The 20697-nt window shown below is 62.6% G+C and carries 23 protein-coding genes and 1 tRNA gene; 12 read left to right on the top strand and 12 right to left on the bottom strand.

The features are described 5' to 3' along the window. Window positions 1-145: 145 nt before the first annotated feature. Window positions 146-784: a LysE family translocator gene (locus HGP14_RS05240; RefSeq protein ID WP_168828813.1), complete on the bottom strand. Its 639-nt coding sequence runs from the start codon at window positions 782-784 to the stop codon at window positions 146-148. 130 nt (window positions 785-914) lie between these two features. On the opposite strand from HGP14_RS05240, the gene HGP14_RS05235 reads away from it, so the two are divergent. Then, window positions 915-1610: a YafY family protein gene (locus tag HGP14_RS05235; protein ID WP_168828812.1), complete on the top strand. Its 696-nt coding sequence runs from the start codon at window positions 915-917 to the stop codon at window positions 1608-1610. Between the two features lie 4 nt (window positions 1611-1614). On the opposite strand, the gene HGP14_RS05230 is transcribed toward HGP14_RS05235, so the two are convergent. Then, a complete protein-coding gene (locus HGP14_RS05230; RefSeq protein WP_168828811.1) occupies window positions 1615-2394 on the bottom strand; it encodes an SDR family NAD(P)-dependent oxidoreductase in 780 nt (259 codons plus the stop codon). Between the two features lie 172 nt (window positions 2395-2566). Here HGP14_RS05230 and HGP14_RS05225 point away from each other — a divergent pair, with 172 nt between their 5' ends. Beyond that, the gene (locus HGP14_RS05225) at window positions 2567-3475 is read left to right on the top strand and encodes an AraC family transcriptional regulator (RefSeq protein WP_168828810.1); all 909 of its coding nucleotides are present in this window, start codon (window positions 2567-2569) and stop codon (window positions 3473-3475) included. Here HGP14_RS05225 and HGP14_RS05220 read toward each other — a convergent pair. The 3 genes from HGP14_RS05220 to HGP14_RS35395 all read right to left on the bottom strand — a co-directional run bounded on the left by HGP14_RS05220 (window position 3472) and on the right by HGP14_RS35395 (window position 5502). Beyond that, the gene (locus HGP14_RS05220) at window positions 3472-4317 is read right to left on the bottom strand and encodes a metallophosphoesterase (protein ID WP_168828809.1); all 846 of its coding nucleotides are present in this window, start codon (window positions 4315-4317) and stop codon (window positions 3472-3474) included. The genes HGP14_RS05225 and HGP14_RS05220 overlap by 4 nt on opposite strands. Window positions 4318-4401: 84 nt before the next feature. Then, window positions 4402-4953: an alpha/beta fold hydrolase gene (locus tag HGP14_RS05215; protein ID WP_168828808.1), complete on the bottom strand. Its 552-nt coding sequence runs from the start codon at window positions 4951-4953 to the stop codon at window positions 4402-4404. Between the two features lie 300 nt (window positions 4954-5253). Then, entirely contained in the window at window positions 5254-5502 is a 249-nt protein-coding gene (locus tag HGP14_RS35395; RefSeq protein WP_246704367.1) for a hypothetical protein, read from the bottom strand. Window positions 5503-5870: 368 nt separating this feature from the next. On the opposite strand from HGP14_RS35395, the gene HGP14_RS05205 reads away from it, so the two are divergent. Next, window positions 5871-6755, top strand: a complete 885-nt coding sequence (locus HGP14_RS05205; protein ID WP_168829590.1) for an amino acid ABC transporter substrate-binding protein — start codon at window positions 5871-5873, stop codon at window positions 6753-6755. A 119-nt stretch (window positions 6756-6874) separates the two neighbouring features. Here HGP14_RS05205 and HGP14_RS05200 read toward each other — a convergent pair whose 3' ends face one another. Further along, on the bottom strand, window positions 6875-7477 hold the full coding sequence (locus HGP14_RS05200) for a superoxide dismutase (protein ID WP_168828807.1): 603 nt from the start codon (window positions 7475-7477) through the stop codon (window positions 6875-6877). A gap of 212 nt (window positions 7478-7689) precedes the next feature. On the opposite strand from HGP14_RS05200, the gene HGP14_RS05195 reads away from it, so the two are divergent. The 4 genes from HGP14_RS05195 (at window position 7690) to HGP14_RS05180 (ending at window position 11979) form a co-directional block, all read left to right on the top strand. After that, window positions 7690-8019, top strand: a complete 330-nt coding sequence (locus tag HGP14_RS05195; RefSeq protein WP_168828806.1) for a hypothetical protein — start codon at window positions 7690-7692, stop codon at window positions 8017-8019. A gap of 209 nt (window positions 8020-8228) precedes the next feature. Then, complete coding sequence (locus HGP14_RS05190; protein WP_312862096.1) at window positions 8229-9773, top strand: hypothetical protein; 1545 nt, start codon at window positions 8229-8231, stop codon at window positions 9771-9773. Window positions 9774-9850: 77 nt separating this feature from the next. Next, a complete protein-coding gene (locus tag HGP14_RS05185; RefSeq protein ID WP_168828804.1) occupies window positions 9851-11179 on the top strand; it encodes a hypothetical protein in 1329 nt (442 codons plus the stop codon). After that, window positions 11176-11979 carry a hypothetical protein gene (locus tag HGP14_RS05180; RefSeq protein ID WP_168828803.1) on the top strand — a complete coding sequence of 268 codons (804 nt, stop codon included), beginning with the start codon at window positions 11176-11178 and terminating at the stop codon, window positions 11977-11979. Before HGP14_RS05185 ends, HGP14_RS05180 begins: the two co-directional genes overlap by 4 nt. Window positions 11980-12039: 60 nt before the next feature. Here HGP14_RS05180 and HGP14_RS05175 read toward each other — a convergent pair whose 3' ends face one another. After that, window positions 12040-12354, bottom strand: coding sequence for a DUF2613 domain-containing protein (locus HGP14_RS05175; protein WP_168828802.1), 315 nt, complete (start codon window positions 12352-12354; stop codon window positions 12040-12042). Between the two features lie 74 nt (window positions 12355-12428). Next, window positions 12429-12575, bottom strand: a complete 147-nt coding sequence (locus HGP14_RS05170) for a hypothetical protein (protein WP_168828801.1) — start codon at window positions 12573-12575, stop codon at window positions 12429-12431. Between the two features lie 236 nt (window positions 12576-12811). Here HGP14_RS05170 and HGP14_RS05165 point away from each other — a divergent pair, with 236 nt between their 5' ends. Both HGP14_RS05165 and HGP14_RS05160 read left to right on the top strand, forming a co-directional pair. Further along, complete coding sequence (locus tag HGP14_RS05165; RefSeq protein WP_168828800.1) at window positions 12812-13543, top strand: sulfite exporter TauE/SafE family protein; 732 nt, start codon at window positions 12812-12814, stop codon at window positions 13541-13543. 108 nt (window positions 13544-13651) lie between these two features. Further along, a complete protein-coding gene (locus HGP14_RS05160; RefSeq protein ID WP_168828799.1) occupies window positions 13652-14053 on the top strand; it encodes a VOC family protein in 402 nt (133 codons plus the stop codon). 308 nt (window positions 14054-14361) lie between these two features. On the opposite strand, the gene HGP14_RS05155 is transcribed toward HGP14_RS05160, so the two are convergent. Then, complete coding sequence (locus HGP14_RS05155) at window positions 14362-14703, bottom strand: nuclear transport factor 2 family protein (protein ID WP_168828798.1); 342 nt, start codon at window positions 14701-14703, stop codon at window positions 14362-14364. Between the two features lie 171 nt (window positions 14704-14874). Here HGP14_RS05155 and HGP14_RS05150 point away from each other — a divergent pair, with 171 nt between their 5' ends. Beyond that, window positions 14875-16107 carry an MFS transporter gene (locus HGP14_RS05150; protein ID WP_168828797.1) on the top strand — a complete coding sequence of 411 codons (1233 nt, stop codon included), beginning with the start codon at window positions 14875-14877 and terminating at the stop codon, window positions 16105-16107. A gap of 77 nt (window positions 16108-16184) precedes the next feature. On the opposite strand, the gene HGP14_RS05145 is transcribed toward HGP14_RS05150, so the two are convergent. Further along, window positions 16185-16260 (bottom strand) — tRNA-Ala (locus tag HGP14_RS05145). 142 nt (window positions 16261-16402) lie between these two features. Then, the gene (locus tag HGP14_RS05140) at window positions 16403-17290 is read right to left on the bottom strand and encodes a branched-chain amino acid aminotransferase (protein ID WP_168828796.1); all 888 of its coding nucleotides are present in this window, start codon (window positions 17288-17290) and stop codon (window positions 16403-16405) included. A 253-nt stretch (window positions 17291-17543) separates the two neighbouring features. Between HGP14_RS05140 and HGP14_RS05135 the strand changes: the two genes are divergently transcribed. Then, window positions 17544-18584, top strand: a complete 1041-nt coding sequence (locus HGP14_RS05135) for a zinc-dependent alcohol dehydrogenase family protein (RefSeq protein WP_168828795.1) — start codon at window positions 17544-17546, stop codon at window positions 18582-18584. 87 nt (window positions 18585-18671) lie between these two features. Then, window positions 18672-19736: a patatin-like phospholipase family protein gene (locus tag HGP14_RS05130; protein ID WP_168828794.1), complete on the top strand. Its 1065-nt coding sequence runs from the start codon at window positions 18672-18674 to the stop codon at window positions 19734-19736. On the opposite strand, the gene HGP14_RS05125 is transcribed toward HGP14_RS05130, so the two are convergent. Then, entirely contained in the window at window positions 19737-20621 is an 885-nt protein-coding gene (locus HGP14_RS05125; protein ID WP_168828793.1) for a LysR family transcriptional regulator, read from the bottom strand. Window positions 20622-20697: the final 76 nt, after the last annotated feature.

Below are 20697 nucleotides of genomic sequence, written 5' to 3'. Positions count from 1 at the left end.
GAGATCTTTGGAGGCCGGCGCCTCATATTCGCGGCCGCATGATGGCAAATATATTCAAGGCTCGAAGTAACAAGTGGGTGATATCACAACAAATTCAGAATGGTAATGGCGCGCCTCCACGCGTTCCTGGCGGAGGCGTTCCATCCTATTGCACCATCTTCCAGCCATGCCAGGCGGTCAGCACGGAGACGATGATCAGCAACGCACCGGCAACGCGGCCGACGACGATCGTTGCCTGCGGATTGGAAATCAGCAGCGTCCTGCTTCGCGATGCCGTCAGCGCCACCGCGCCGTAGATGGCGAACTGCGTGGCGAGCGTCATTGCGCCCATGACGAGCCCCTGTAGCCAGATCGGCCCGTAGGCCGGCTTCAGGAACTGGGGGTAGATGGCGAGCATGAACAGGTAGGCTTTCGGATTGATGAGGCAGGTGATTGCACCCTGCCGGAAGGCGCGCCAACCGGAGCGCAGGCTTCCCTCGCCCACCGCATTCACCGTGATGGAACTGCGGATCAGCGTGAAGCCGATCCAGATCATGTAGGCCGCCCCCAGAAAGAGCAGCGGATTGAACAGCGAGGGAATGAGGCTCGCGAGGATGCCGACGCCGATTGCGCCGTAAAGCGAATGCACCGCCCCGCCGGCCATGATGCCGGCGGTTGCCGCCATGCCACGGCTTCGGCCGCCGGTCAGCGAATTGGCGAGCACGAAAAGCATGTCCATGCCCGGCACGATGATGATGCCGAAGAGAAGCGTGAAGAAGAGCCAGAGGTTTTCGGTGTAGGTCATGTCAGTTGTCTGCCTTAAATTTCGGCGACCGGCCTTCCGAACCGCCTTTTATTTCAATTCGATAGGCAGGTGGTATACGCAAGGCCAACTGACAGTGTATTGTCAGGAGCGTTCGTGGAGACCGGCAAAAATGCGCAAGGCCGCGCGCCTATTCGAGATCATCCAGATTCTTCGGCTGGCGAAGAAGCCGATGACGGCTCAGGCCATGGCCGATGCGCTGGAAGTGACCGTGCGCTCCATCTATCGCGATATCGCAGCACTCCAGGCGATGCGCGTGCCAATCGAGGGCGGGCGCGGCATCGGCTACATCATGCGACCCGGCTTCGACCTGCCGCCGCTGATGTTTTCGATCGAGGAGATGGAGGCGATCGTCCTGTCGCTGGCGCTGCTCGAGCGAACCGGCGATGCCGAGCTGAAGCAGGCGGCGAAGCGGGTGAACCAGAAGATCGCCGGCGCAGTGCCCGGCCCGCTGCGTCAGGCGATGGAGAACAAGGCGCTATTTGCCTGGGGAACCGTGGCGCAACCGCCAGCCGGTTTCGATCTCGGCATGGTGCGCCGGGCGATCCGCGACGAGCAGAAGCTGGCGCTCGACTATCGCGACGAACTCGGACGCGCCACCGAGCGCACCGTCCGCCCGATCGCGCTGATCTACTATTCGCACTATGCCAATATCGTCGGCTGGTGCGAGCTGCGGCAGGCGATCCGCAATTTCCGCAGCGACCGGGTCGAGCATTGTGAAACGGCGGCCGCCTTCTTCCGCGGCGAAGGCGACCGGCTGCGGGAGGAGTGGATGAACGGCTGGGCCACCCCTCCGGCGGCCGGCTAGGGCATCAAAGGTTCGCGCCGCCGGAAACCTCGATGCGCTGGCCGTTGACCCAGCGGTTGTCGTCCGACAGCAGCGAGGCGATCATCGGGCCGATATCATCGGCGATCCCGGCACGGCCGAGCGCGGTCGAGTCGGCGACCATCTTGTTGTACTGCGGATTGTCGCGCACCAGACCGCCACTGAAATCCGTCTGGATGGCGCCGGGTGCGACCGTGTTGGCGGTGATCCCGCGCGGCCCCAATTCCTTTGCGAGATAGCGGGTGAAAACCTCGATCGCCCCCTTCATCGAGGCGTAGGCGGAAATGCCGGGTACGGTGAAGCGCGCAAGTCCGCTCGATATGTTGATGATGCGGCCGCCATCAGCCATCAGCGGCAGGAGCTTCTGCGCCAGGAAATAGACGCCCTTGAAATGCACGTTGACCAGTTCGTCGAACGCGTCCTCGGTCATCTCGGCGATCGGGGCATGGTGGCCGGCCCCCGCATTGTTGACCAGATAGTGAAACTGAGTCTGGCCAAGGGCTTGCAGGGCATCTCTCACCTGGCCCACGAAGCCGTTAAAGTCGGCTATCCGCCCGGTGTCGAGCTGCAGCGCAATGGCCTTCGCGCCAAGCGCCTCGATCTCGGCGACCGCGGCGTCGGCTTCTGCCCGATTTGTGCGATAGGTGAAGATGACATCGACACCGCGCTTTGCGAGATTGACGGCGGTGTTGCGGCCCAGGCCCCGGCTGCCGCCGGTGACGATAGCAACCCTGGATACTGTTTTTGCTTGATTTTCGTTCGGCATCTTTTCTTCCTCTGTCGGAGTTGATGGCTGCAGAGTAAGCCCGGGAGGCGGCCCTCTTGAATGCCGGAACTCTCGAATTTCTTGCCTATTCCTCCAACCGCCTTGCGGGTAACGCGCGCATGCCTCATATGGTTTCAGCGGCCGGACCGTAGGCGGCAAGGAGAATTCAGGAATGCTGAAAGCGCTGAAAGAGGCAATCCAAAGCTATATCGACAGCACAGCCGGATCGGCGGACGGCCGCTTCCAGACGCCGGTCGAGGCGCTCTCCGTGTCGCGGGTCAGCCAGCCGGTGATGCCCCATCACATGATCTACCGGCCGACCATCTGCATCGTCGTCCAGGGCGCCAAGCAGATCATGGTCGGCGACCGCTCTTTCGACTATCACGAGATGCAGTCGCTCGTCGTCACCTTCGAGGTGCCGGCCCTCGGGCAGATCACCAAGGCGAGCGAGGAGGAACCCTATATCGGCCTCAACATCGACTTCGATGCCGGGATCCTGCGCGAGGTGATGGAGGCGATGGAAGAGCCTCCGCGGCCTTCGGGCGACGGTGCTGCCGGCGTCTTCGTACAGGATTTCGACGGCGTGCTGGCCGACTGCGTGCTGCGGCTTGTGCGCCTGACGCAGACGCCGAAGGCGATCCCCGTCCTCTATCCGGCCATCATGCGCGAGATCTGCTACTGGCTATTGACTGGCCCGAACGGCGCGGATGTCAGCAAGCTCGCCCTGCCCGGCAGCCATGCGCGCCGGATGACCGATGCGATCAACCTGCTCAGGGAGAACTTTGCCGAGCCCATGCGCATCGAGCAGCTTGCCGCCGTGGCGCGGATGAGCCCCTCCTCCTTCCACCAGCATTTCAAGCAGCTCACGGCGATGACGCCGTTGCAATACCAGAAGAATCTCCGGCTGCTGGAAGCGCGCCGCCTGATGGTTTCGGACGGCCTGAGCGTCGCAAGCGCCGCCTATCAGGTGGGCTATGAAAGCGCCTCGCAGTTCAGCCGCGAATACGCCCGCATGTTCGGCACGCCGCCGAAGCGCAACGTGACGGAAATGAAGATCCAGCCGCTTCAGGCGGTCGCCTAAAACGCGAGCGTGCGGCTTTCCTCGCGGCCGAAGCCGCGGATTTCCAGACGGTCGGCGAAGACTTCGACGATGGCGAAGGTGTTTTCCGTTTCGGTGTCGACCATGCCCTTGAAATTGACGAAATGGCAGCCGCCGTTTAGGCCATAATTGCCCACGTGGTTGTGTCCGCAGAAATAGGCGACCGCGTTGTCGTGCTCGGCAAGCAGGCTCACGATGCGCTCGGCATCCCACATATTGTGGTCATTTTCCGGATAAACCGGATAGTGGCACATGACGATGACGGGCTCGCCGGCGGCCTGGGCCCTCTTCAGGACAGCCCGCAGCCAGAGGAACTGCACGTCGCCCAGGGAGGCGTTCCAGGGATTGGCATTGATCGCACCTCGTGCCCTCAGCGCCTTCAGCCGCTCATCCGCCAGCGCGCGGCGCGGGTCGTTCTCGGGCGGCGCAAAGACGCTGACCTCGTTGCCGTCGAGCATGACGAAACGGGTGCCGCCGACGGCGAAATCATAATAGGGCTCGCGCATGCCGACCCTGTCGAAGACGGAGGCAAGATGGTCCTTCGCGACGGCGAAATCGTGGTTGCCGAGCAGGAAATGGCGCTCGTGCCTGAGCTTGTCGTAAAGCGGCAGGATGGCGTCGAAGCTTTCCCAATTCCCGTCGATGATATCGCCAAGGGTCACGACGAAAGCGAGATCGGCCTTGTTGAATTCGGCGATGGCTTCGGAAACCTTCGCGAGACTGTTGGCATAGTAGCGGTCCATCGCGAGATCGGGCGCGAGGGCGGCATATTGCGGGTCGGCGATGATGCCAAAGCGAAAAAGGGGATTTTCGGTAGAGGACATGGGGCTCGTTTAGGATTGACGGGTGACAGGGATGTGACGATGGCGGGCGTATGTTTGGTTGCTTTGCGGACCGGTGCATTCGGCTCAACCGAGTGAACGGATATCCCGAGCGACCTCGCTCATATCATTGTTGAGTTGGTGATCCCTGCGCTCGAACGTGCGGACCACGGCGTTCGGAATCGCTTTCGCATAGAGATAAACATGGGCAGCCGGCACCACGGCATCGCCGGCGCCATGATAGAGATAGACGGGAACGCCGGGCGGAAGGCGTTCTGAGAGGTCCTTGCAGTCGTCGATATCACCGCTCGGCCATCCGCCTTCTCCGATGAAGGGTGCCGCGATGACAAACAGCCCGTCGAACCTTTGTTTCGGTGGCTGCTCGGCAAGCACATGGATCATAATGCTGCCGCCAATCGAGTGGCCGACGAGAATTACCCCGTCCTCCAGGGATTCGAATTCTCCGATGAGCGCAACCTTCCAGGCCGAGTAACTAGGATCGTCCTCGCCGGGCATTCGGGGGTAGCGGACGGCATAGCTTTCGCCGAGTTCGCGCTCAAGGCTCGCCACGAGCTTATCGTCCCAGCGATCGTGGACGCCTTCGCCGGCTCCTTGAATGAAGAGGACCTGCTTAGCCATGGCGGCATTTTATTCGGCAAATGCTGCTGGGTGCAAGGCCGGGCTACGGCGGGTTATGTTTGGCTGCTTTGCGCCAATAGGAGACGTAAGCTTCAGGTCGCTCGTGCGGCTCCCTTGTCTTCCTTCCGGCTGAAATTCATGTGCGCGAACTGAAACCCCGCCATCTGAAACCCTCCCGATCACAGGAGAAGCTTGCCCACGGGAGGAGCCAGAATCCATGTCATTAGAGACCGAGTAATGACATGGAAGGTGTCGTCGGCCCTCCGGGAGCCCTGGGGCCTAGGTACGTTAATGATGCCATCATGGGAAGCTCAAGTCCAAACCGAGCATCCTGCTAAGGACGAAGGTGACTAGCCCCACGCCTAGGAGCGCTAGCACGAAGACTGCGGCCATCTTGCCGCCCGTGCGTAGCACCGCTCGCCTCTCCCCCTTGTCCCCTTGATCGAAATGCCACTTGATGGCGAAGAACATGGCTGTGCCTAACGCGAGAACCTTGAACGTAACGAAGACTATAGGGACCCAATCCACAATAAAGACCCTCATGTGCATAAGCTACGCGCCTTATGATCTTATTTTAGGCAAACGCATACGACTTATTATGCAAGGCTGATATGTAATAGCAGGTGGCGGTTCCTGGCCTTTATCGTTGGATTCGGGAATGACCGTTTTGGGCCAAAAGCCGTCGTCGCACTGCGCCGCATTGCGCCAGTAGCGGTCATGGGCGACTGACCGACGCACAAGCCGACGTTCAAGACAGCGGTTCTCCAAACGTGATCCGAGGCCGAACCCTGGTTCAAGATGGGGCAGTCAGTTCCAGCATCGCCGAGGGGTCCTCAGTTGACAAATGACCGGCGGCCCATAGTCTGCGTGTACGCCTTTGAGATCGCCATCGTTTTTCGGAGATGAGGATCATGCCTATGGCAAAGTGCTTGAGACGGTTTCTGCTGGTGAATCTTGCCCTTTGCCTTTCTGCTTTCGCGGCGGGCGCTGCGACGCTGGACACGCTCACCCAGCGCGGCAGCGTGCGCATCGGCTATATCGCCGACGAGGCGCCCTTCTCCTCCAGCAAGCCGGGCGCCAATCCGACGGGATATGCCATCGATCTCTGCGGCAAGATCGCCGATGAAGTAGAGCGTCAGGTTCCGCAACTGAAGCGCGAATACATCGAGATGACGCTCGCCAACGGCTTCGATGCGGTGAAGAATGGACAGGTCGATCTGCTCTGCGGTGCGATCACCGTCAATTTGAAGAGGCGGGACGTCGTTGACTTCTCACAGCCAATCTTCCTGACGGGGGCGACCGCGCTGCTCCGCAAAGATTCGCCCAACAACCTGCAGACTCTTTTCCTCGACAAGCCCGCTGTCCGCGCCGTTAGCCGGCGTGTCGCATCCACGCGCGTAATCGGCGTGCGTGCAAGCACGACAACGGCAGCGACGCTGCGCGAGGCACTGGCAACCCAGGTGTCGGAAACGAGGCTTGCCGATTTCGAGACGCACGAGGACGGGCTTGCAGCGCTGGAGGATCACAAGATCGATGCCTATATCGCCGATCAGGTGCTGCTCATCAGCCTGGCCACGCGGGCGCGCGATCCGTCCTCGCTCGAGATCGGCGATCGCCTGCTTACGCATGAACCCTATGCGATAGCGCTACGCCGCGACGACGCCGAGTTCCGCCTGCTGGCCGATCGTGCGTTGACGGATTTCTATCTGTCGGACGATTTTCTGCCGCTGCTGGAAACCTATTTCGGAGCGGAGGCGCCGATGCTGCACACGCAAATCATGATGGAGCATGTGCCCTATTGATATCTCGCGACATACGACCGCTTCGGGCCGGAGCCAGTCCTCAACTACGCAGGAAGCCCAAACGAAAACACCCGGCGTCGCAAGGCGCCGGGTGCTGAAAACGGATCGCGAGGGACCGCTTACTTCGTTGCCGCTTCGTAGCGCTCCAGGACGTAGTCCCAGTTGATCAGGCTGTCGATGAAGGCTTCGAGATACTTCGGGCGGGCGTTGCGGTAGTCGATGTAATAGGAATGCTCCCAGACATCGACGCCGAGGATCGGGGTCGCGCCGTGAACGAGCGGGTTTTCGCCGTTCGGGGTCTTGGATATCTCGAGCTTGCCGTTCTTGACGGAAACCCAGGCCCAGCCGGAGCCGAACTGCGTGGCGCCGGCATTGGCGAAGTCGGCCTTGAACTTGTCATAGCCGCCGAGGTCGGAGTTGAAGGCTGCTTCGAGCTTGCCCGGCAGCTTGTTGCCGCCGCCGCCCTTCTTCATCCACTTCCAGAAATGGATGTGGTTGTAGTGCTGGGCGGCATTGTTGAAGAGGCCGGCGTTGGTGCCGAAGGACTTCTTCACGACCTCTTCGACCGAGAGGTCGGCCATGCCTGCTTCAGCCGCGAGCTTGTTGCCGTTATCGACGTAAGCCTTGTGGTGCTTGTCGTGGTGATACTCCAGCGTCTCCTTCGACATGAAGGGCGCAAGTGCTTCGTAGTCGTACGGGAGTGCGGGCAATTCGAAAGCCATTGTAGTCTCCTCTTGGCAGTAGATTGCGGATCGGCAGGTGAGGCGGAACATAGGAGCGGAAGCGGACAGAGGCAACGGTTGAAACGCCAAAAAAAGACAGCCACCGAGGAAAATTTGCCTCGCGTTCAGGTCTCGCTTCAGCGGCAGAAATCGCCGATCATCGCGGCATCGAACCAAGCTTTGCGCAGGCACCAGACCGCAAGGAACCAATGATGCAAAGGAATAATATCCGCCTTCTCACAACCCTGCTTGTCGCGATGACCGCAGGCAGTGCGGTGGCGTCCTCGGACGATGCGTGGAAGGAATTTGCCGCGGATGTGGAGGCCAAGTGCAAGGAGGCCGCCGCCCCATCGGTAGCCGACGCAAGGGCCGTGGTCGATCCCTTCGGCAGCGAGCATTACGGACTGGCGCTGGTGACCGGCAGGCCGAAAGGCGCCAACGGCTTCGTCACGCATATCTGCGTCTACGACAAGCGATCGAAGGCTGCGGAAATCGGCAGCGAGCTGGACACGCAGGCGCTCGACCTGCTGCCGGACGAATAAGGCGCGCCGCCGCCCCGCCTGCGCATCAAAAAGCTGTTGATTTCATCGAAGGATGTTTTGACATGCCTTAATCTCGTGGCGTTAGATGCGCCACAAGTTATCCGGGCAAAGGTCGTTAGGGCAACCTTTGAGAGGATCAACTTAATTAGCGTGAATTCATAAATTGAACTGCTTTTTGACATCGAACTTTTGGGGCGCGAGTGATGGTCATGAGTTTTTTCCGCCGCGGCGAAGAGACCGGCAAGACGGGGGTGCAGGCAGCAAGCCCAGCCTATCGTCAGATTTCGATAACCGAACAGCCGGTGAGCCTGAAGGCGGCAGCGCCCCAGCCCTACCAGGTTCCGGAGATCAACGATTTCGAGGCGTTCGGCTCGGCTCTGGAAGAAAACCAGCAGAATTCGCAGGACCTGCTTGCCAGCCTCTCCTCGCTGCAGGAACGGGTCTCGACGCTGCTCGGTGCCCATGGTCAGTCGTTGAACGAGACGGGTGCGCTCAGGGCAGAATGCACACGGATCAGCTCGCTTCTGGACTATGAAAGCGGCGCCCGCCGCAAGGCCGATCAGGAGAATGCCCGCCTGGCGGGCGAAAACAAGGACGTCCGCACGGCCAACACCCAGCTGCGCACGGAGATCGATGCCATTCGCGAGGAATTCGCCAAGCTGCAGAATGTCCATGGCGTCACCTGCGAGGAGTTCAGCATCATCGAGATGCGCCTGCGCGACGCCGAGGGCGAACTCGCCGAGCGGGCGATGCAGTACGACGAGGCCTCGACGCTTCTGAAGCGCGCCCAGCAGGAGCTCGACAGCCGCAGCCGCGAGCTTTCCGCGACCCGCGAAAAGCTCGATCTGGAAACGACCGCCCATCAGCTTCTGGCCGAGACCTCGCGCCGTGAAAGCACCATGCAGGCCCGAGACCTCGCCCGCCTGACGGAAGAGCGCGGCCACCTGAAGGCAAGCCTGATGGAACAGGAGGCGCTGGTTGCCAACCTGCAGACGGCGGTCGCCAACCTGAAGCAGGAACTGTCGCTGGTGGAGGAACGCCACAAGCGGGCCGAAGTTGAGCTGCATACGTTGCAGACCTCCTCGGCGCTCGAAATCGCCCACCTGACGACCAAGACCGAGGCCGTCGGCTCCAAGGCGGAACTCGTCGAAAAGCTGCTCATCACCTCCAACGGTCGCAACAAGATGACGGACGAGGAGCTGCAGGCAGCGCGCGCCGAGATGAAGCGGCTGAAATCCGAACTCGCGGCGACGATTTCGCGCGCCGAGCGCGTCGAGGACGAGCTGCGCCGCGCCCGCATGAGCGGCACCGAGAGCGAGACGGCGCGCCGCGAACTTGCCGCCTACAACAACGAACTGACGGTGAAGCTGCGCGAGACCGAAAGCCTGCGCTCGCGCCGCGACCGCGAGGCGGATGCCATCAAGCGCGATCTCGATACGCGCATCGATTCCGACCGCCACGAGATCAGCCAGCTGCGCACCAGCCTGGAGATCGCCAAATCGGAAATCCGCCAACTGCGTGCCGAGCGGGCGATCCTGAACGGCCAGCTGGAGGTGGCGCGCGGCGAGCGGGCGACGGCAGCTCCCATCGTTTTCGAGGAGCAGGAAAGCGCGCGGATGCCGGCAGCGCATTTTTCGCCGATCATCGAGATTTCCGAGAAGTCGCTCCGCATGCATGACGGCGCAGTTGCGGCCGATGAAGACGCTGCGCTTTACGAGCGTGGCGAGCGACCGGGTATGCCCACCGCGGAGTAAGCGAACCGCTGCACCTCCAGGCCTTGTTTTCGCCGGTATTTTAATGGTTTCTTAAGAAGTTACCAGCGGAGGAGACCATGGCGCTCGGGGCATCTCATCGTTTGCAGGACGGCATCGATGCCGTGGAGACAATGACGCGTTTCACGCTCGCCGTTCTGGCGCTTGCGTCCGGCGTCTATACCTATCTCGGAGTGCGCAGCATTCTCGACGGGTCGCCGACGGCGACCTTTTTTGCCGCGATGATCTATTCGGCCGCCGTGTCGGTGGCGATCTATTCGTTCTGGACCTATCTCGCCCGCTTCTATCCGCATGTGACGAGTGTTGCGGCGCGCACGGCGCTCCTGGGCATCATGGCGCTCGGCTGCGCGATGATCATCGCCATGGCAAGCTGGCTGAACGCCGCAGCCCTTGCGGGTTCCGCCGCCCTCGAACAGCATCTTGCCGAGACGCTGGAAGACTATACGGGCGATCTCGACAGGGCGCATCAGAACGCGCTTGCGGCACAAAGCCTGCTGCCGGATATCCAGCGCACCCAGGAGCGGTTCGAGCGGCTGGCCGACCAGGAGCGCGAAACCGGCGCGCTGACCGGCACGACCGGCGCCGGCAGCGTCGTGCAGCTCTTGTCGCAGATGGCCTCGCAACTGACCGAGCTTGAAAACGGTATCAATACCTCCCGCGAACGCGTCACCTCGCTTTTTGACGAGGGCCGCACGCATCTGGCGACCATGCGCACGCTGGTTTCCGCCCCCGGCGCGATCGATCCGCGCGCCGACCAGTTCGCTGCCGAAGTCGTCGGGCTTACCGGGGTCATCACCTCGCTGGAGCAGACCTCGATCGCGCCTTCGGTGAAGCGCGCCGCGGAAGACCTGTCGCTCGGCTTCATCGCCCCCGTTGCCGACGGCCGCGAGGCCGATCTCGTCAACCGGCAGGACCAGGTGATGGAGACGATCCGCTCTTCGGTCGCGGCGCAATCCAAGGTGCTGTCGCAGGCCGCCGACCAGATTCTCGCCCGCGAGCCGGTCGCCGAGCGCCGTTTCGTGCCCCTCTCCTCGGCCGAGGCGGTGCTGCGATACGCTTCCGACTTCATCCCGAGCTGGGCGGGCGCGATCTCGATCGACCTCTTGCCCGCCGTGCTGATCTTCATGCTGTCGGTCGCGCATGGAGCGCTGCGCCGCCAGGAACAGAGGCTGCCGTTTGCCGAGCGAATCACGGCTGCGGAACTGCTCGATGCGATCGAGGTGCAGCGTGCGCTTCAGGCACGCGGGATCGATATCGAAGCGGCGGTTGCCAGCGCCGAGGCGGCCGCGCCCTCGAAAGCGGCCGAAGTTGCGGATGAAACGGAGCCTTCGAACATCGCAAGCTTCGACATGACCGGCAAGGCGCCGCGCAAGGGGCCGCAGACATGAAGCTCGCAACCGCAGGGCACCGGCTGAAGGATGCCGCGCTTTCGACCGATGACGCGACGCTGCTGCGCCTCGCCTTTCATGGCCTGCTCGCCGCGTCGGTGGTCTTTCTGGCGATCGATTTCCGGGAGATCAGCGCGGCCAACGCCGGGCTGCCCGGCTTCGATCCGGCGCAGCCGCAGACCACGCCCGTGCTGCCGCCGGCGCTGACCGAGGGCGGGCCGCAGGCTGCGCCATCCGAGATCAAGACCGGCGTCGATCTGCTCAAGCAGCCGATCCGCTTCGAGCTCCAGCCGGGCGGCGTGCTCTTGGCGCAAGGGGCGATCGAGCCAGGCGCTGCGGGCCGCTTCGAAAAGGAGCTGGAAGCGCGCGGCGAATATGTGAAGACCGTTTCGCTGGATTCGCCGGGCGGCTCGGTGGGAGACGCGCTTGCCATATCGAAGCTCATCCGTGAACGAAACATCGGCACGAGGGTCGCAAACGGCGCGCTCTGCGCCTCCTCCTGCCCGATCATCATGGCGGGCGGCGTCAGGCGCGAGGCCGAGGAGGGTGCGGTCATCGGCGTGCACCAGGTGTTCAACGGCTCCAGGGACAAGCTGTCGCCGGAGCGCGCCATGTCGGAGGCGCAGCGCACCACGGCCGACGTTACCCGCCATCTCGGCAAAATGGGCATCAAACCGGGCCTCTGGCTGCATGCGATGGAGACCCCGCCCGACCGGCTCTATTATCTGACGCCGGAGGAAATGCGGGAATTCGCGCTGGCGACAGGACCGGAAAAAATAGCCGCCAGCAAGGCAAAATAAAGCCGGGGCGAAAGGTCGTCCCGGCTTCGTCAATCTCAGCGTTACCGATCGGAACTTGGCTTAAAAGCTGCTGCGTTCGTAACGGTCATAGCGGTCATGGCGGTCGTAGCGGCCCCAGCCGCGACCCCTGTCACCGTACCAGTCACGGCGATAGTGCGAGCGCTCCCAGCCCCAACGCGGCGGCGGGCGGTGGAAACGAGGACGGCATTCGCCCCAACGCGTCAGGCGCCAGCCCGGCCCGCAGGCATAATCGACCTTGGTGACAGCGGACGAGGCGGCGGTATCGGCATGCACCGGCGCCATCGGCATCGCTTCGGCGGATACTACCGAAAGGCCCCCGATAACGAGCGCTGCAGCCAGCGAAATGATCTTCATTGCGAGTCTCCAATAAATCCAGCCGAAGCGAGATTTAGCCGCCGGGCCTGAACCGATGATGAACCATCCGTTCATCAATTCCCGCGCACGGGCGCGAGACGCGAGGTCTTTGCCAGCTGGATTTCCGGCCAGTTCGACTGGGGCGCAGGCTGACTGCCGGCCGCGGCTATCGAGACGACGATCGCGGTTACGGCCGAGAAAAGCACGAATGCATAGGTCATAGCTTCCGATCCTCAAAGGTTGGTTCCCAGCCGCCCGAGGCGCAAACTGATGCGAGAGGATGAACGAAAGCCTAAGCGATATGGTTAAGTTCACGTGATTTTCCCGAAAGGGAACACGGGGCTGGCGTCGAACCCCTCGGAAGAAACTTTCCTCGGACCGCTCATCGCCAAAGTCTCGGAACTTTCCCCGCCCGCCGCTCGTTCTTTCGCAGGCCGCCGGTCCGGGGGATTTTTCGATGACGCTTGATTTTCTCTTCTTCGTGCTGGTCGGCTTCTGCGCGCAAATCATCGATGGCGCGCTCGGCATGGCCTTCGGGGTACTGTCGACCACGAGCCTGCTCGCGCTCGGCGTGCCGGCTGCCAATGCCAGCGCGATGACGCATGTGGCGGAGCTGTTCACGACGGTTGCGTCGGGCGCATCGCATGTCTATCAGCGCAATGTCGATTGGAAGCTGGTGGTGCGGCTGGCGCCGGCCGGGATGGTCGGCGGGGCGGTTGGGGCCTATATCCTCGCCAATGCCGATGGCGAGGTGATCAAGCCCTTCGTTTCAGCCTATCTGATCGCTGTTGGTTTCGTCATTCTCTTCAAGGCGTTCCGACCGCTCTGGCCGCGCGACGTCAGGGACTGGGCCGTGCCGCCCATCGGGCTTTGCGGCGGTGTGCTCGATGCCGTCGGCGGCGGAGGCTGGGGGCCGATCGTCACCAGTTCGCTGGTGGGCCGCGGGCACGATCCGAAGAAGGTGATCGGCTCCACGAACCTCACTGAATTCGCGGTGACACTGGTCATCTCGCTCACCTTCGTTCTGACGCTCGGCTGGTCGGAACTCCACGCGGCAATCGGCCTCATCGTCGGCGGGGTGATCGCCGCCCCGCTCGGCGCCGTCCTCGTCAAGCGTCTGCCGGTCAGACCCTTGATGGTCGCCGTCTCGATCATCATCATCTCGACTTCGGCGATCCGGTTCCTCTAAAGCACGTCGCGATCCTCAGATTCGCCTGGCGCTTTTTTCTTTGTTTTCACGCATGTCTTTCGCCGAAACCGGTTCCAGCCTTCGGGAGACATGCTTTAGGAGGCAGCGATGGAGTTTCATCAAGGGCGGCTGATCGACCATGTGCACCTGCGCGTGCGCGACCTCGACGCAAGCCGGGAATTCTACCAGGCGGTGCTCGGCGCGCTCGGCCGCCGCTTCACCCATGAAGGCGAAGACTTCTTCGCTTCCGACGAGCTTTATGTCGATGCCGCCGATCGCTACGAAAGCCGGGTACACCTCGCCTTCCAGGCCGCCGATCATGATGCAGTGGAGCGTTTTTACGAAGCGGGCCTCGCCCATGGCGGGCGAGACAATGGCGTGCCGGGCGAGCGCAATTACCATCCCGGCTATTATGCCTGCTTCCTGCTCGACCCCGACGGCAACAATATCGAGGCCGTCTATCACGGCCCGACGAAGCGCTCGGCCGACGAGATTGTTGTCGAGGGGTAGGCGGAGGACGCAGTTCCGTTTCGTTTGATCCGGACCCGGGTGCCCCCTCACCCTGCCCTCTCCCCTCGGGGAGAGGGGGACGTGGCGCAAGCGGTTTGCTCCCTCTTCTCCCCAGCGGGGAGAAGGTGGCCCGAAGGGCCGGATGAGGGGGACGGCGCGGCAGAGGCCACGTTCGCTTACCCCCTCATCGCCTCGCTATCGCTCCGGCACTTCTCCCCGACGGGGAGAAGAGACAAGCGGTAGGCTCCGGCTCCCTTTCGCCCCAGGAAAAGCGGCCGCGCCTTGATCTTGAACCCGCGCAGGGTGAACTACGCTTCGCGCCCGAAATAGACATCGACCGATCTGATCCTGTCACCGGCGAAGCGAAAGCTCTCGATGTTGCGGAAGCTTTTGCCGTCCTGCAGCACGGCACGATAGCGAACCACTGCTTCATCACCCTGGACCGCCAGGAACTCGATATCGAAGGCTTTCAGCTGCGGCTCATTCGGCCAGCACCGCTCGAAATAGGTGGCGCGATCGATGTAATCGTCCCGTGGGCTCGAGAAAGTGAAATCCTCGGTCAGCATGGCTCCAACGAGGTCCTTGCGCCTGTCGATATAGGCGGCGTAGAGGGCGCGGAGGGTTTCTTCGCGGGTTTTCGTTGCGGTCATCGCAGTTCTCCTGCTGAAATCCGATTGCAAACTACAATCAGTTTATAACAGAAAATGACAACAGGCGCAAATCGCCGAACGGTTCCGGCCCGATCCGGCCTTGGCACCAAGTAAAGCGGGGCGTAGGTTGGCCCCTCCCCAAGACGACGATATCGCACAGAGATCCCTGATATGACCGACACCCCGATGGACGCAGCGGATGCAGCGGCCGGGTCAGCCTACTGGAAACGAAACCTGACGATCTCGCTGATCGGCTCCTTCACCACCATCGTGGCGATGACGCTGCTCCTTCCCTTCCTTCCGCTCTATGTCGAGGAACTCGGCGTCAGCGATCATGCCGCGATCGTGCAGTGGTCGGGCATCGCCTATGGCGCGACCTTCTTTGCCGCCGCCTTCGTGGCACCGCTCTGGGGGCGCCTCGGAGACATCTACGGGCGCAAGCTGATGCTGGTGCGCGCCAGCCTCGGCATGACGATCGCGATCTCGCTGATGGGCATGGCAGGCAGTATCTGGCAGCTGGTGGCGCTGCGCCTCTTCGTCGGGCTCGCGGGCGGCTATTCCTCCGGCTCCATGGTGCTGGTCGCCACGCAGACGCCGAAGGACCGCTCGGCCTGGGCACTCGGCATGCTCTCTTCGGGCATCATGGCGGGCAACCTCGTCGGGCCGCTGATCGGCGGCGCGCTGCCGCCCATCATCGGCATCCGCGGCACGTTTCTCGCCGCAGGCGGCATCATCTTCCTCGCCTTCCTGGCGACGACCTTCCTGATCAAGGAAGAGAAGTCCCCTGCCCGCAAAAAGGCGGCGAAGGCAAGCGGCGGCTGGGCCTCGATCCCCGACAAGGGCCCGGTCATCGCGATGCTGCTGACCGGCCTGCTCCTGATGCTCGCCAACATGTCGATCGAGCCGATCATCACCGTCTATGTCGCTGATCTCGTCGAGGATCAGGCACGGGTGACGATGATCGCCGGCATCGTCATGTCGGCGGCGGCGCTCGGCAGCATTCTTTCGGCATCGCGCCTCGGCAAGCTCGCCGACCGCATTGGCCACTGGCCGGTGATTGCGGGCGCGCTTGCCGTCGCGGCGCTGCTCTTGATCCCGCAGGCTTTCGTCACCGAGTCATGGCAGCTGATTGCCCTCCGTTTCCTGATGGGAATTGCGCTCGGCGGGCTGCTGCCCTGCATTTCGGCGGTGATCCGCCACAGCGTACCGGACAGCGCGGCAGGCGGCATCCTCGGTCTGTCGGTCTCCTCGCAATATGTCGGCCAGGTCGCCGGTCCCGTGCTCGGCGGCTTCGTCGGCGGCCATATCGGCATGCGGGCGGTGTTTCTCGGCACCTGCGTGCTGCTGATGTCGGGCGCCGCCTTTGCGTGGTTGGTCCGGCCGAGGAACTCGGACAAGCCGTGATCCTGACATTCGGCTCGCGGTCTCGATAGCGTTTGGCGGCCGTCAAGGGGCGACCCGGGCCGCCGGGCGAGCTGTCTTGGTGGAGTCGAGCGGGCTCGAACCGCCGACCTCCGCAGTGCGATTGCGGCGCTCTCCCAGCTGAGCTACGACCCCAAGGCAGACCTCATGGACCTGTCGGGCTTGGATCCTGACTTCTGCACTATAGCATAGGCGCACGACACCGGGGAATATCCGGGCCGCAAATGCCGCCAATCCAGGTCGGATCGCAGAGTTCCTTTTCCCCTGGCGCGGACGCCTATTCGCTGCTGCCACTGCGCCCGTAGGCCCAGTCCATGTAGAGATCGAGCGCCTTGCGGGTAATCGGACCCTCCTGCAAATTGCGATCGTCGAGGCGGTTGACGCCGACGACCTTCGAGTAGTTGCCGCTCGTGAATATTTCGTCGGCATTCATGAAGTCTTCCACCGAAAGCGTGACTTCGCGCACATCGAAGCCTGCCTGGCGCAGCAGCCCCATGACGCGGGCGCGGGTAATGCCGGCGAGGAAGGTGCGGTTGGCGACCGGCGTATAGACGACCCCGTCCTTCACCATGAAGACGTTGGAGGATGCCGTTTCGACAACATTGCCGTTCATGTCGCGCATCAGGGCATTGTCGAAGCCGCGGCTTTGGGCTTCGGCGATCGCACGGCCGCTGTTCGGATAGAGCGAGCCCGCCTTGGCGTCCGTCATCGCCGTTTCCGGAGACGGGCGGCGGTAGGGCGATACCGTCAGCGACGAACCACCGTGGCCGCCCATCGGCGCCTCGAAGAGGCAGAGCACAAAGCGGGTCGATTCGCCATCGACGGCAACGACGCTGCCCCGCGAACCGTGTTCGCCCCAGTACATCGGCTTGATATAGATCGGCGTCTTGCCGTCGAACTTCTTGACGCCTTCCCAGGCGAGCGCTTCGATCTCCTCGGCGGTCTTGAGGGGCTTCAGCCCCATTGTGACGGCCGAGCGGTTGACGCGCTGGCAGTGCAGGTCGAGATCCGGCGCAATGCCGTCGAACCAGCGGGCGCCGTCGAAAACCGTGGAAGCGAGCCACATGGCATGCGAGGTCGGGCCGATCAAAGGTGGATTGCCGGGGAGCCACTCGCCATCGACATAAGTCCAGGTGGTCGAGCGGGGCGATGTATCGACGGGCATGATCTCTTCTCCTAGCAAAGCCGGATAAGCAAAATCCCTCCCCGCAAGCACGGTCAAGCAGAAATTCCGCCGCTAAATCGGGACGCAAGAAAAGTGCCGGAACCACGCATAATACCGCAACAATCATGCGCGAGTACTTGTGCCCAAGCGATGGGTGCATAAGCAAAAATGATCGAACGGAGTGTTGGAGCGCCAAGCTTGCGCGTGGCATCATAGTGGCCAAATCACAGAACGAAGCAGTGGAGGCCGCCAAATGAAAGCCATGTATTACGAAGCCTTCGAGCAGACGCCTGAAATCCGCACCCTGCCCGACCCGACGCCCAGCGAAGACGGCGTCGTTATCGCCATCGGCGCGACCGGACTTTGCCGTAGCGACTGGCACGGCTGGATGGGACACGATCCGGACATCCGCCTGCCGCATGTTCCGGGGCATGAGCTTGCAGGAAAGATCGTCGCCACCGGCAAGGGCGTGATGCGCTTCAAGATCGGCGACCGGGTGACCGTGCCCTTCGTTTCCGGCTGCGGCCATTGCAGCGAATGCCATTCGGGCAACCAGCAGGTCTGCCCGAACCAGTTCCAGCCCGGTTTCACGCACTGGGGCTCCTTTGCGGAATATGTCGCGATCGACTACGCCGACACCAATCTCGTGCACCTGCCGGACAGCGTCGACGATGCGACGGCGGCCAGCATGGGTTGCCGCTTCGCCACGTCGTTCCGCGCCGTTGTCGACCGGGCGCGAACCGGACCCGGCGAGTGGATCGCCATCCATGGTGCGGGCGGCGTCGGCCTCTCGGCAATCATGATCGCCAGCGCGCTCGGCGCAAATCCGATCGCCATCGACATTTCCGACGAGAAGCTAGCCTTTGCGCGCGAATGCGGGGCCGTGGCGACGATCAATGCGGCGGTTGCCGGCGACGTGGCGGAAGCGGTGCGCGAAATCACCAAGGGCGGCGCGCATGTCTCGATCGACGCGCTCGGCCATCCCGTCACCTGCTTCAACTCGATCCGGAATCTCCGCCGCCGCGGCCGTCACGTGCAGATCGGCCTGATGCTCGGCGAATATGCGACGCCGCAGGTGCCGATGGCCGAGGTGATCAGCCGCGAGCTGGAGGTCTACGGCAGCCACGGCATGCAGGCCTGGCGCTACGACGCCATGCTCTCCATGCTTTCAACCGGCAAGATCGCGCCGCAGAAGCTGATCGGCCGGACGATCAGCCTGGAAGAGGCAGTGCCGGCGCTGATGGCGATGGACAAGGCCGAGGGAACGGGCATCAGCGTCATTACGCGGTTCTAGCCATTTATTGGTGCATTCCATCCGGTTGCAATTGGTCGGGCATGATCCATAATTCCGCGCCGGAATGACTCCGGCGTGGAGAGAAACATGGCCATTCGTTTCATTCTCTCGATCGATGGCGGCGGCATCCGCGGCCTCATTCCCGCAATGATCATCGAGGACTTCGCCAAGCGCCTGCCCGGCCTGCCGATGCATCAGGCGTTCGATCTCATCGGCGGCACCTCGACCGGTGCGATCATTGCCGCGGGACTCACCTGCCCCAGCCCCAGGAGCAAGAAGAAGGCCGCCTGCACGCCGGCCGATCTCGTCAAGCTCTATGCCGACGAGGGCCAGGACATCTTCCATTCCAAGCTGATTTCCCGGCTCATCAACATCGGCGGCTGGCAGGAGGAGCGCTACAACGCCACACCTCTGGAACAGAAGCTTCAGGCCCGTCTTGGCGCCAACACGCTGGTCGCCGACGGGCTGACGAAGGTGGTGATCACCGGTTACGACATCGAGCAGCGCGAAGCCGTGTTCATCACCAATTGCGACGACGAGTACGCCATGTTCCGCTTCTGGGAAGCGGCTCGTGGTTCCTCCGCCGCGCCCACCTATTTCGAACCGGCGCTCATCGAAAACCTCGGCAGGCCGCCAAACGACGAGCTCAGAAAGATCCCGCTGATCGACGGCGGCGTGTTCGCCAACGACCCGGTGCTGGCCGCCTATGTCGAGGCGCGCAAGCTCTGGCAGGCGGCAAGCGACAGCTTCGTCGTGCTTTCGCTCGGCACCGGCCAGCAGAACCGCAAGATCCCCTACCAGCAAGCCAAGGATTGGGGCGCCTTCGGCTGGATCAACCCGCAGAACGGCACGCCGCTGATCTCCGTGCTCATGCAGGGACAGTCAAGCACCGCCGCCTACCAGGCAAACAAGCTCCTGAACCCGAAGGGCGCCAAGCTGAATAGTCAGGGCGCGACCGACATGAGCTTCGCCAAGCCTGACACGCTCAATTATTTCCGCATCGACGGAAAGCTCGACGGAGCGAGCGACGACCTGGACGATGCCAGCGCCACCAATATCCTGCAGCTGAAAACGGTGGCGCAGCGGTTTATCAATCAGAACGGTGCGGTGCTCGAGGCTGTTGCGAAGAAGATCTTGGCGGAGAAACCCTAGTTATCGGTGTTCGGTGTCGAGAAACAGAGCAGATAGCCGTTCCCATATGGCCCGGACCCGCGGCACGTCCAGAAGGCTCGGCGGAGCGAGCATCCAGAGTTCGCGGTCAGGCAGCACGTCCCCGAAGGCGACCTCTCGGAGCGATGGGTACTGCCGTGCCAGGAAGCGCGGCAGCATGGCGATGCCAAGACCGCTGACCGCGGCAATGGCCTGCGTGACGGAGCTGCCGGAACGCACCGAATAGGCACGATGCGCATGATGCGCCTCGAGCCAGCGCGCCTCGGCAATGAAGAGATCGCTGTTGAGGTCGTAGCCGATGAGCGGAATATCCTCTCCCGCCTGGAAGCACCGGGCCACATCTTCATTGGCGAAGAAGGCGTGCGAGACTACTGCGACGCGCTTACCGGTCAGCTCGCTGTCCTTCGGACGGCCGAGACGAAGGGCAATGTCGGCTTCCCGATGCGCAAGGCTCTGCACCCGCACATCGGTGATGATTTCGAGCTCTACCGCAGGAAGCCGGCTAAGGAGATCGGTGAGCCGCGGCGCCAGGACAAGATCGGCGATGGAGCGGGTGGTGGTGATACGCACCCTGCCGCTCGGCCCTTCCGGCGAGGCCACGCGGTCGCGGATCGCCGAAGCCGCCTCTGCCATGGCGGTCGTCTCCGTGGCGATCGACTGGCCATGAGCCGTGAGCGCATAACCGTCGGGGCGGCGTTCGAAGAGCTGGACGCCAAGTACTGCCTCGAGGGCCGACATCCGCCTAGCCACCGTTGCGTGGTTGACTTTCAGCGCCCGAGCAGCGGCCGAAAGGCTGCCATGCCGCGCCAGGGCTGTGAAAAAGCGGAGATCTTCCCAGTCGACATCTGTGCGTTTTTGCTCAGCCATTGAGCGTGAATAGCGAATTTTCGCGCAATCGGGAAGACGCTAGATCATGCGCTGTCGCTCAAACAGGAGATGAACA

This window comes from Rhizobium sp. P32RR-XVIII, from assembly GCF_012641395.1.
In the GTDB taxonomy this organism is placed as follows: Bacteria; Pseudomonadota; Alphaproteobacteria; order Rhizobiales; family Rhizobiaceae; genus Rhizobium.
Note: the sequence above shows the minus strand (reverse complement) of the source record. Positions and strands in the feature narration are given on the sequence as shown.

Bases quoted from the DNA above. Each gene is read 5' to 3' on its own strand.
- HGP14_RS05135 (WP_168828795.1), top strand. From the start codon at position 17,544: ATGAAAGCCATGTATTACGAAGCCTTCGAGCAGACGCCTGAAATCCGC.
- HGP14_RS05235 (WP_168828812.1), top strand. From the start codon at position 915: ATGCGCAAGGCCGCGCGCCTATTCGAGATCATCCAGATTCTTCGGCTG.
- HGP14_RS05220 (WP_168828809.1), bottom strand. From the start codon at position 4,317: ATGTCCTCTACCGAAAATCCCCTTTTTCGCTTTGGCATCATCGCCGAC.
- HGP14_RS05125 (WP_168828793.1), bottom strand. From the start codon at position 20,621: ATGGCTGAGCAAAAACGCACAGATGTCGACTGGGAAGATCTCCGCTTT.
- HGP14_RS05195 (WP_168828806.1), top strand. From the start codon at position 7,690: ATGCAAAGGAATAATATCCGCCTTCTCACAACCCTGCTTGTCGCGATG.
- HGP14_RS05180 (WP_168828803.1), top strand. From the start codon at position 11,176: ATGAAGCTCGCAACCGCAGGGCACCGGCTGAAGGATGCCGCGCTTTCG.
- HGP14_RS05205 (WP_168829590.1), top strand. From the start codon at position 5,871: ATGGCAAAGTGCTTGAGACGGTTTCTGCTGGTGAATCTTGCCCTTTGC.
- HGP14_RS05150 (WP_168828797.1), top strand. From the start codon at position 14,875: ATGACCGACACCCCGATGGACGCAGCGGATGCAGCGGCCGGGTCAGCC.
- HGP14_RS35395 (WP_246704367.1), bottom strand. From the start codon at position 5,502: ATGCACATGAGGGTCTTTATTGTGGATTGGGTCCCTATAGTCTTCGTT.
- HGP14_RS05200 (WP_168828807.1), bottom strand. From the start codon at position 7,477: ATGGCTTTCGAATTGCCCGCACTCCCGTACGACTACGAAGCACTTGCG.
- HGP14_RS05170 (WP_168828801.1), bottom strand. From the start codon at position 12,575: ATGACCTATGCATTCGTGCTTTTCTCGGCCGTAACCGCGATCGTCGTC.
- HGP14_RS05190 (WP_312862096.1), top strand. From the start codon at position 8,229: ATGAGTTTTTTCCGCCGCGGCGAAGAGACCGGCAAGACGGGGGTGCAG.
- HGP14_RS05230 (WP_168828811.1), bottom strand. From the start codon at position 2,394: ATGCCGAACGAAAATCAAGCAAAAACAGTATCCAGGGTTGCTATCGTC.
- HGP14_RS05225 (WP_168828810.1), top strand. From the start codon at position 2,567: ATGCTGAAAGCGCTGAAAGAGGCAATCCAAAGCTATATCGACAGCACA.
- HGP14_RS05240 (WP_168828813.1), bottom strand. From the start codon at position 784: ATGACCTACACCGAAAACCTCTGGCTCTTCTTCACGCTTCTCTTCGGC.
- HGP14_RS05155 (WP_168828798.1), bottom strand. From the start codon at position 14,703: ATGACCGCAACGAAAACCCGCGAAGAAACCCTCCGCGCCCTCTACGCC.
- HGP14_RS05130 (WP_168828794.1), top strand. From the start codon at position 18,672: ATGGCCATTCGTTTCATTCTCTCGATCGATGGCGGCGGCATCCGCGGC.
- HGP14_RS05160 (WP_168828799.1), top strand. From the start codon at position 13,652: ATGGAGTTTCATCAAGGGCGGCTGATCGACCATGTGCACCTGCGCGTG.
- HGP14_RS05140 (WP_168828796.1), bottom strand. From the start codon at position 17,290: ATGCCCGTCGATACATCGCCCCGCTCGACCACCTGGACTTATGTCGAT.
- HGP14_RS05175 (WP_168828802.1), bottom strand. From the start codon at position 12,354: ATGAAGATCATTTCGCTGGCTGCAGCGCTCGTTATCGGGGGCCTTTCG.
- HGP14_RS05215 (WP_168828808.1), bottom strand. From the start codon at position 4,953: ATGGCTAAGCAGGTCCTCTTCATTCAAGGAGCCGGCGAAGGCGTCCAC.
- HGP14_RS05165 (WP_168828800.1), top strand. From the start codon at position 12,812: ATGACGCTTGATTTTCTCTTCTTCGTGCTGGTCGGCTTCTGCGCGCAA.
- HGP14_RS05185 (WP_168828804.1), top strand. From the start codon at position 9,851: ATGGCGCTCGGGGCATCTCATCGTTTGCAGGACGGCATCGATGCCGTG.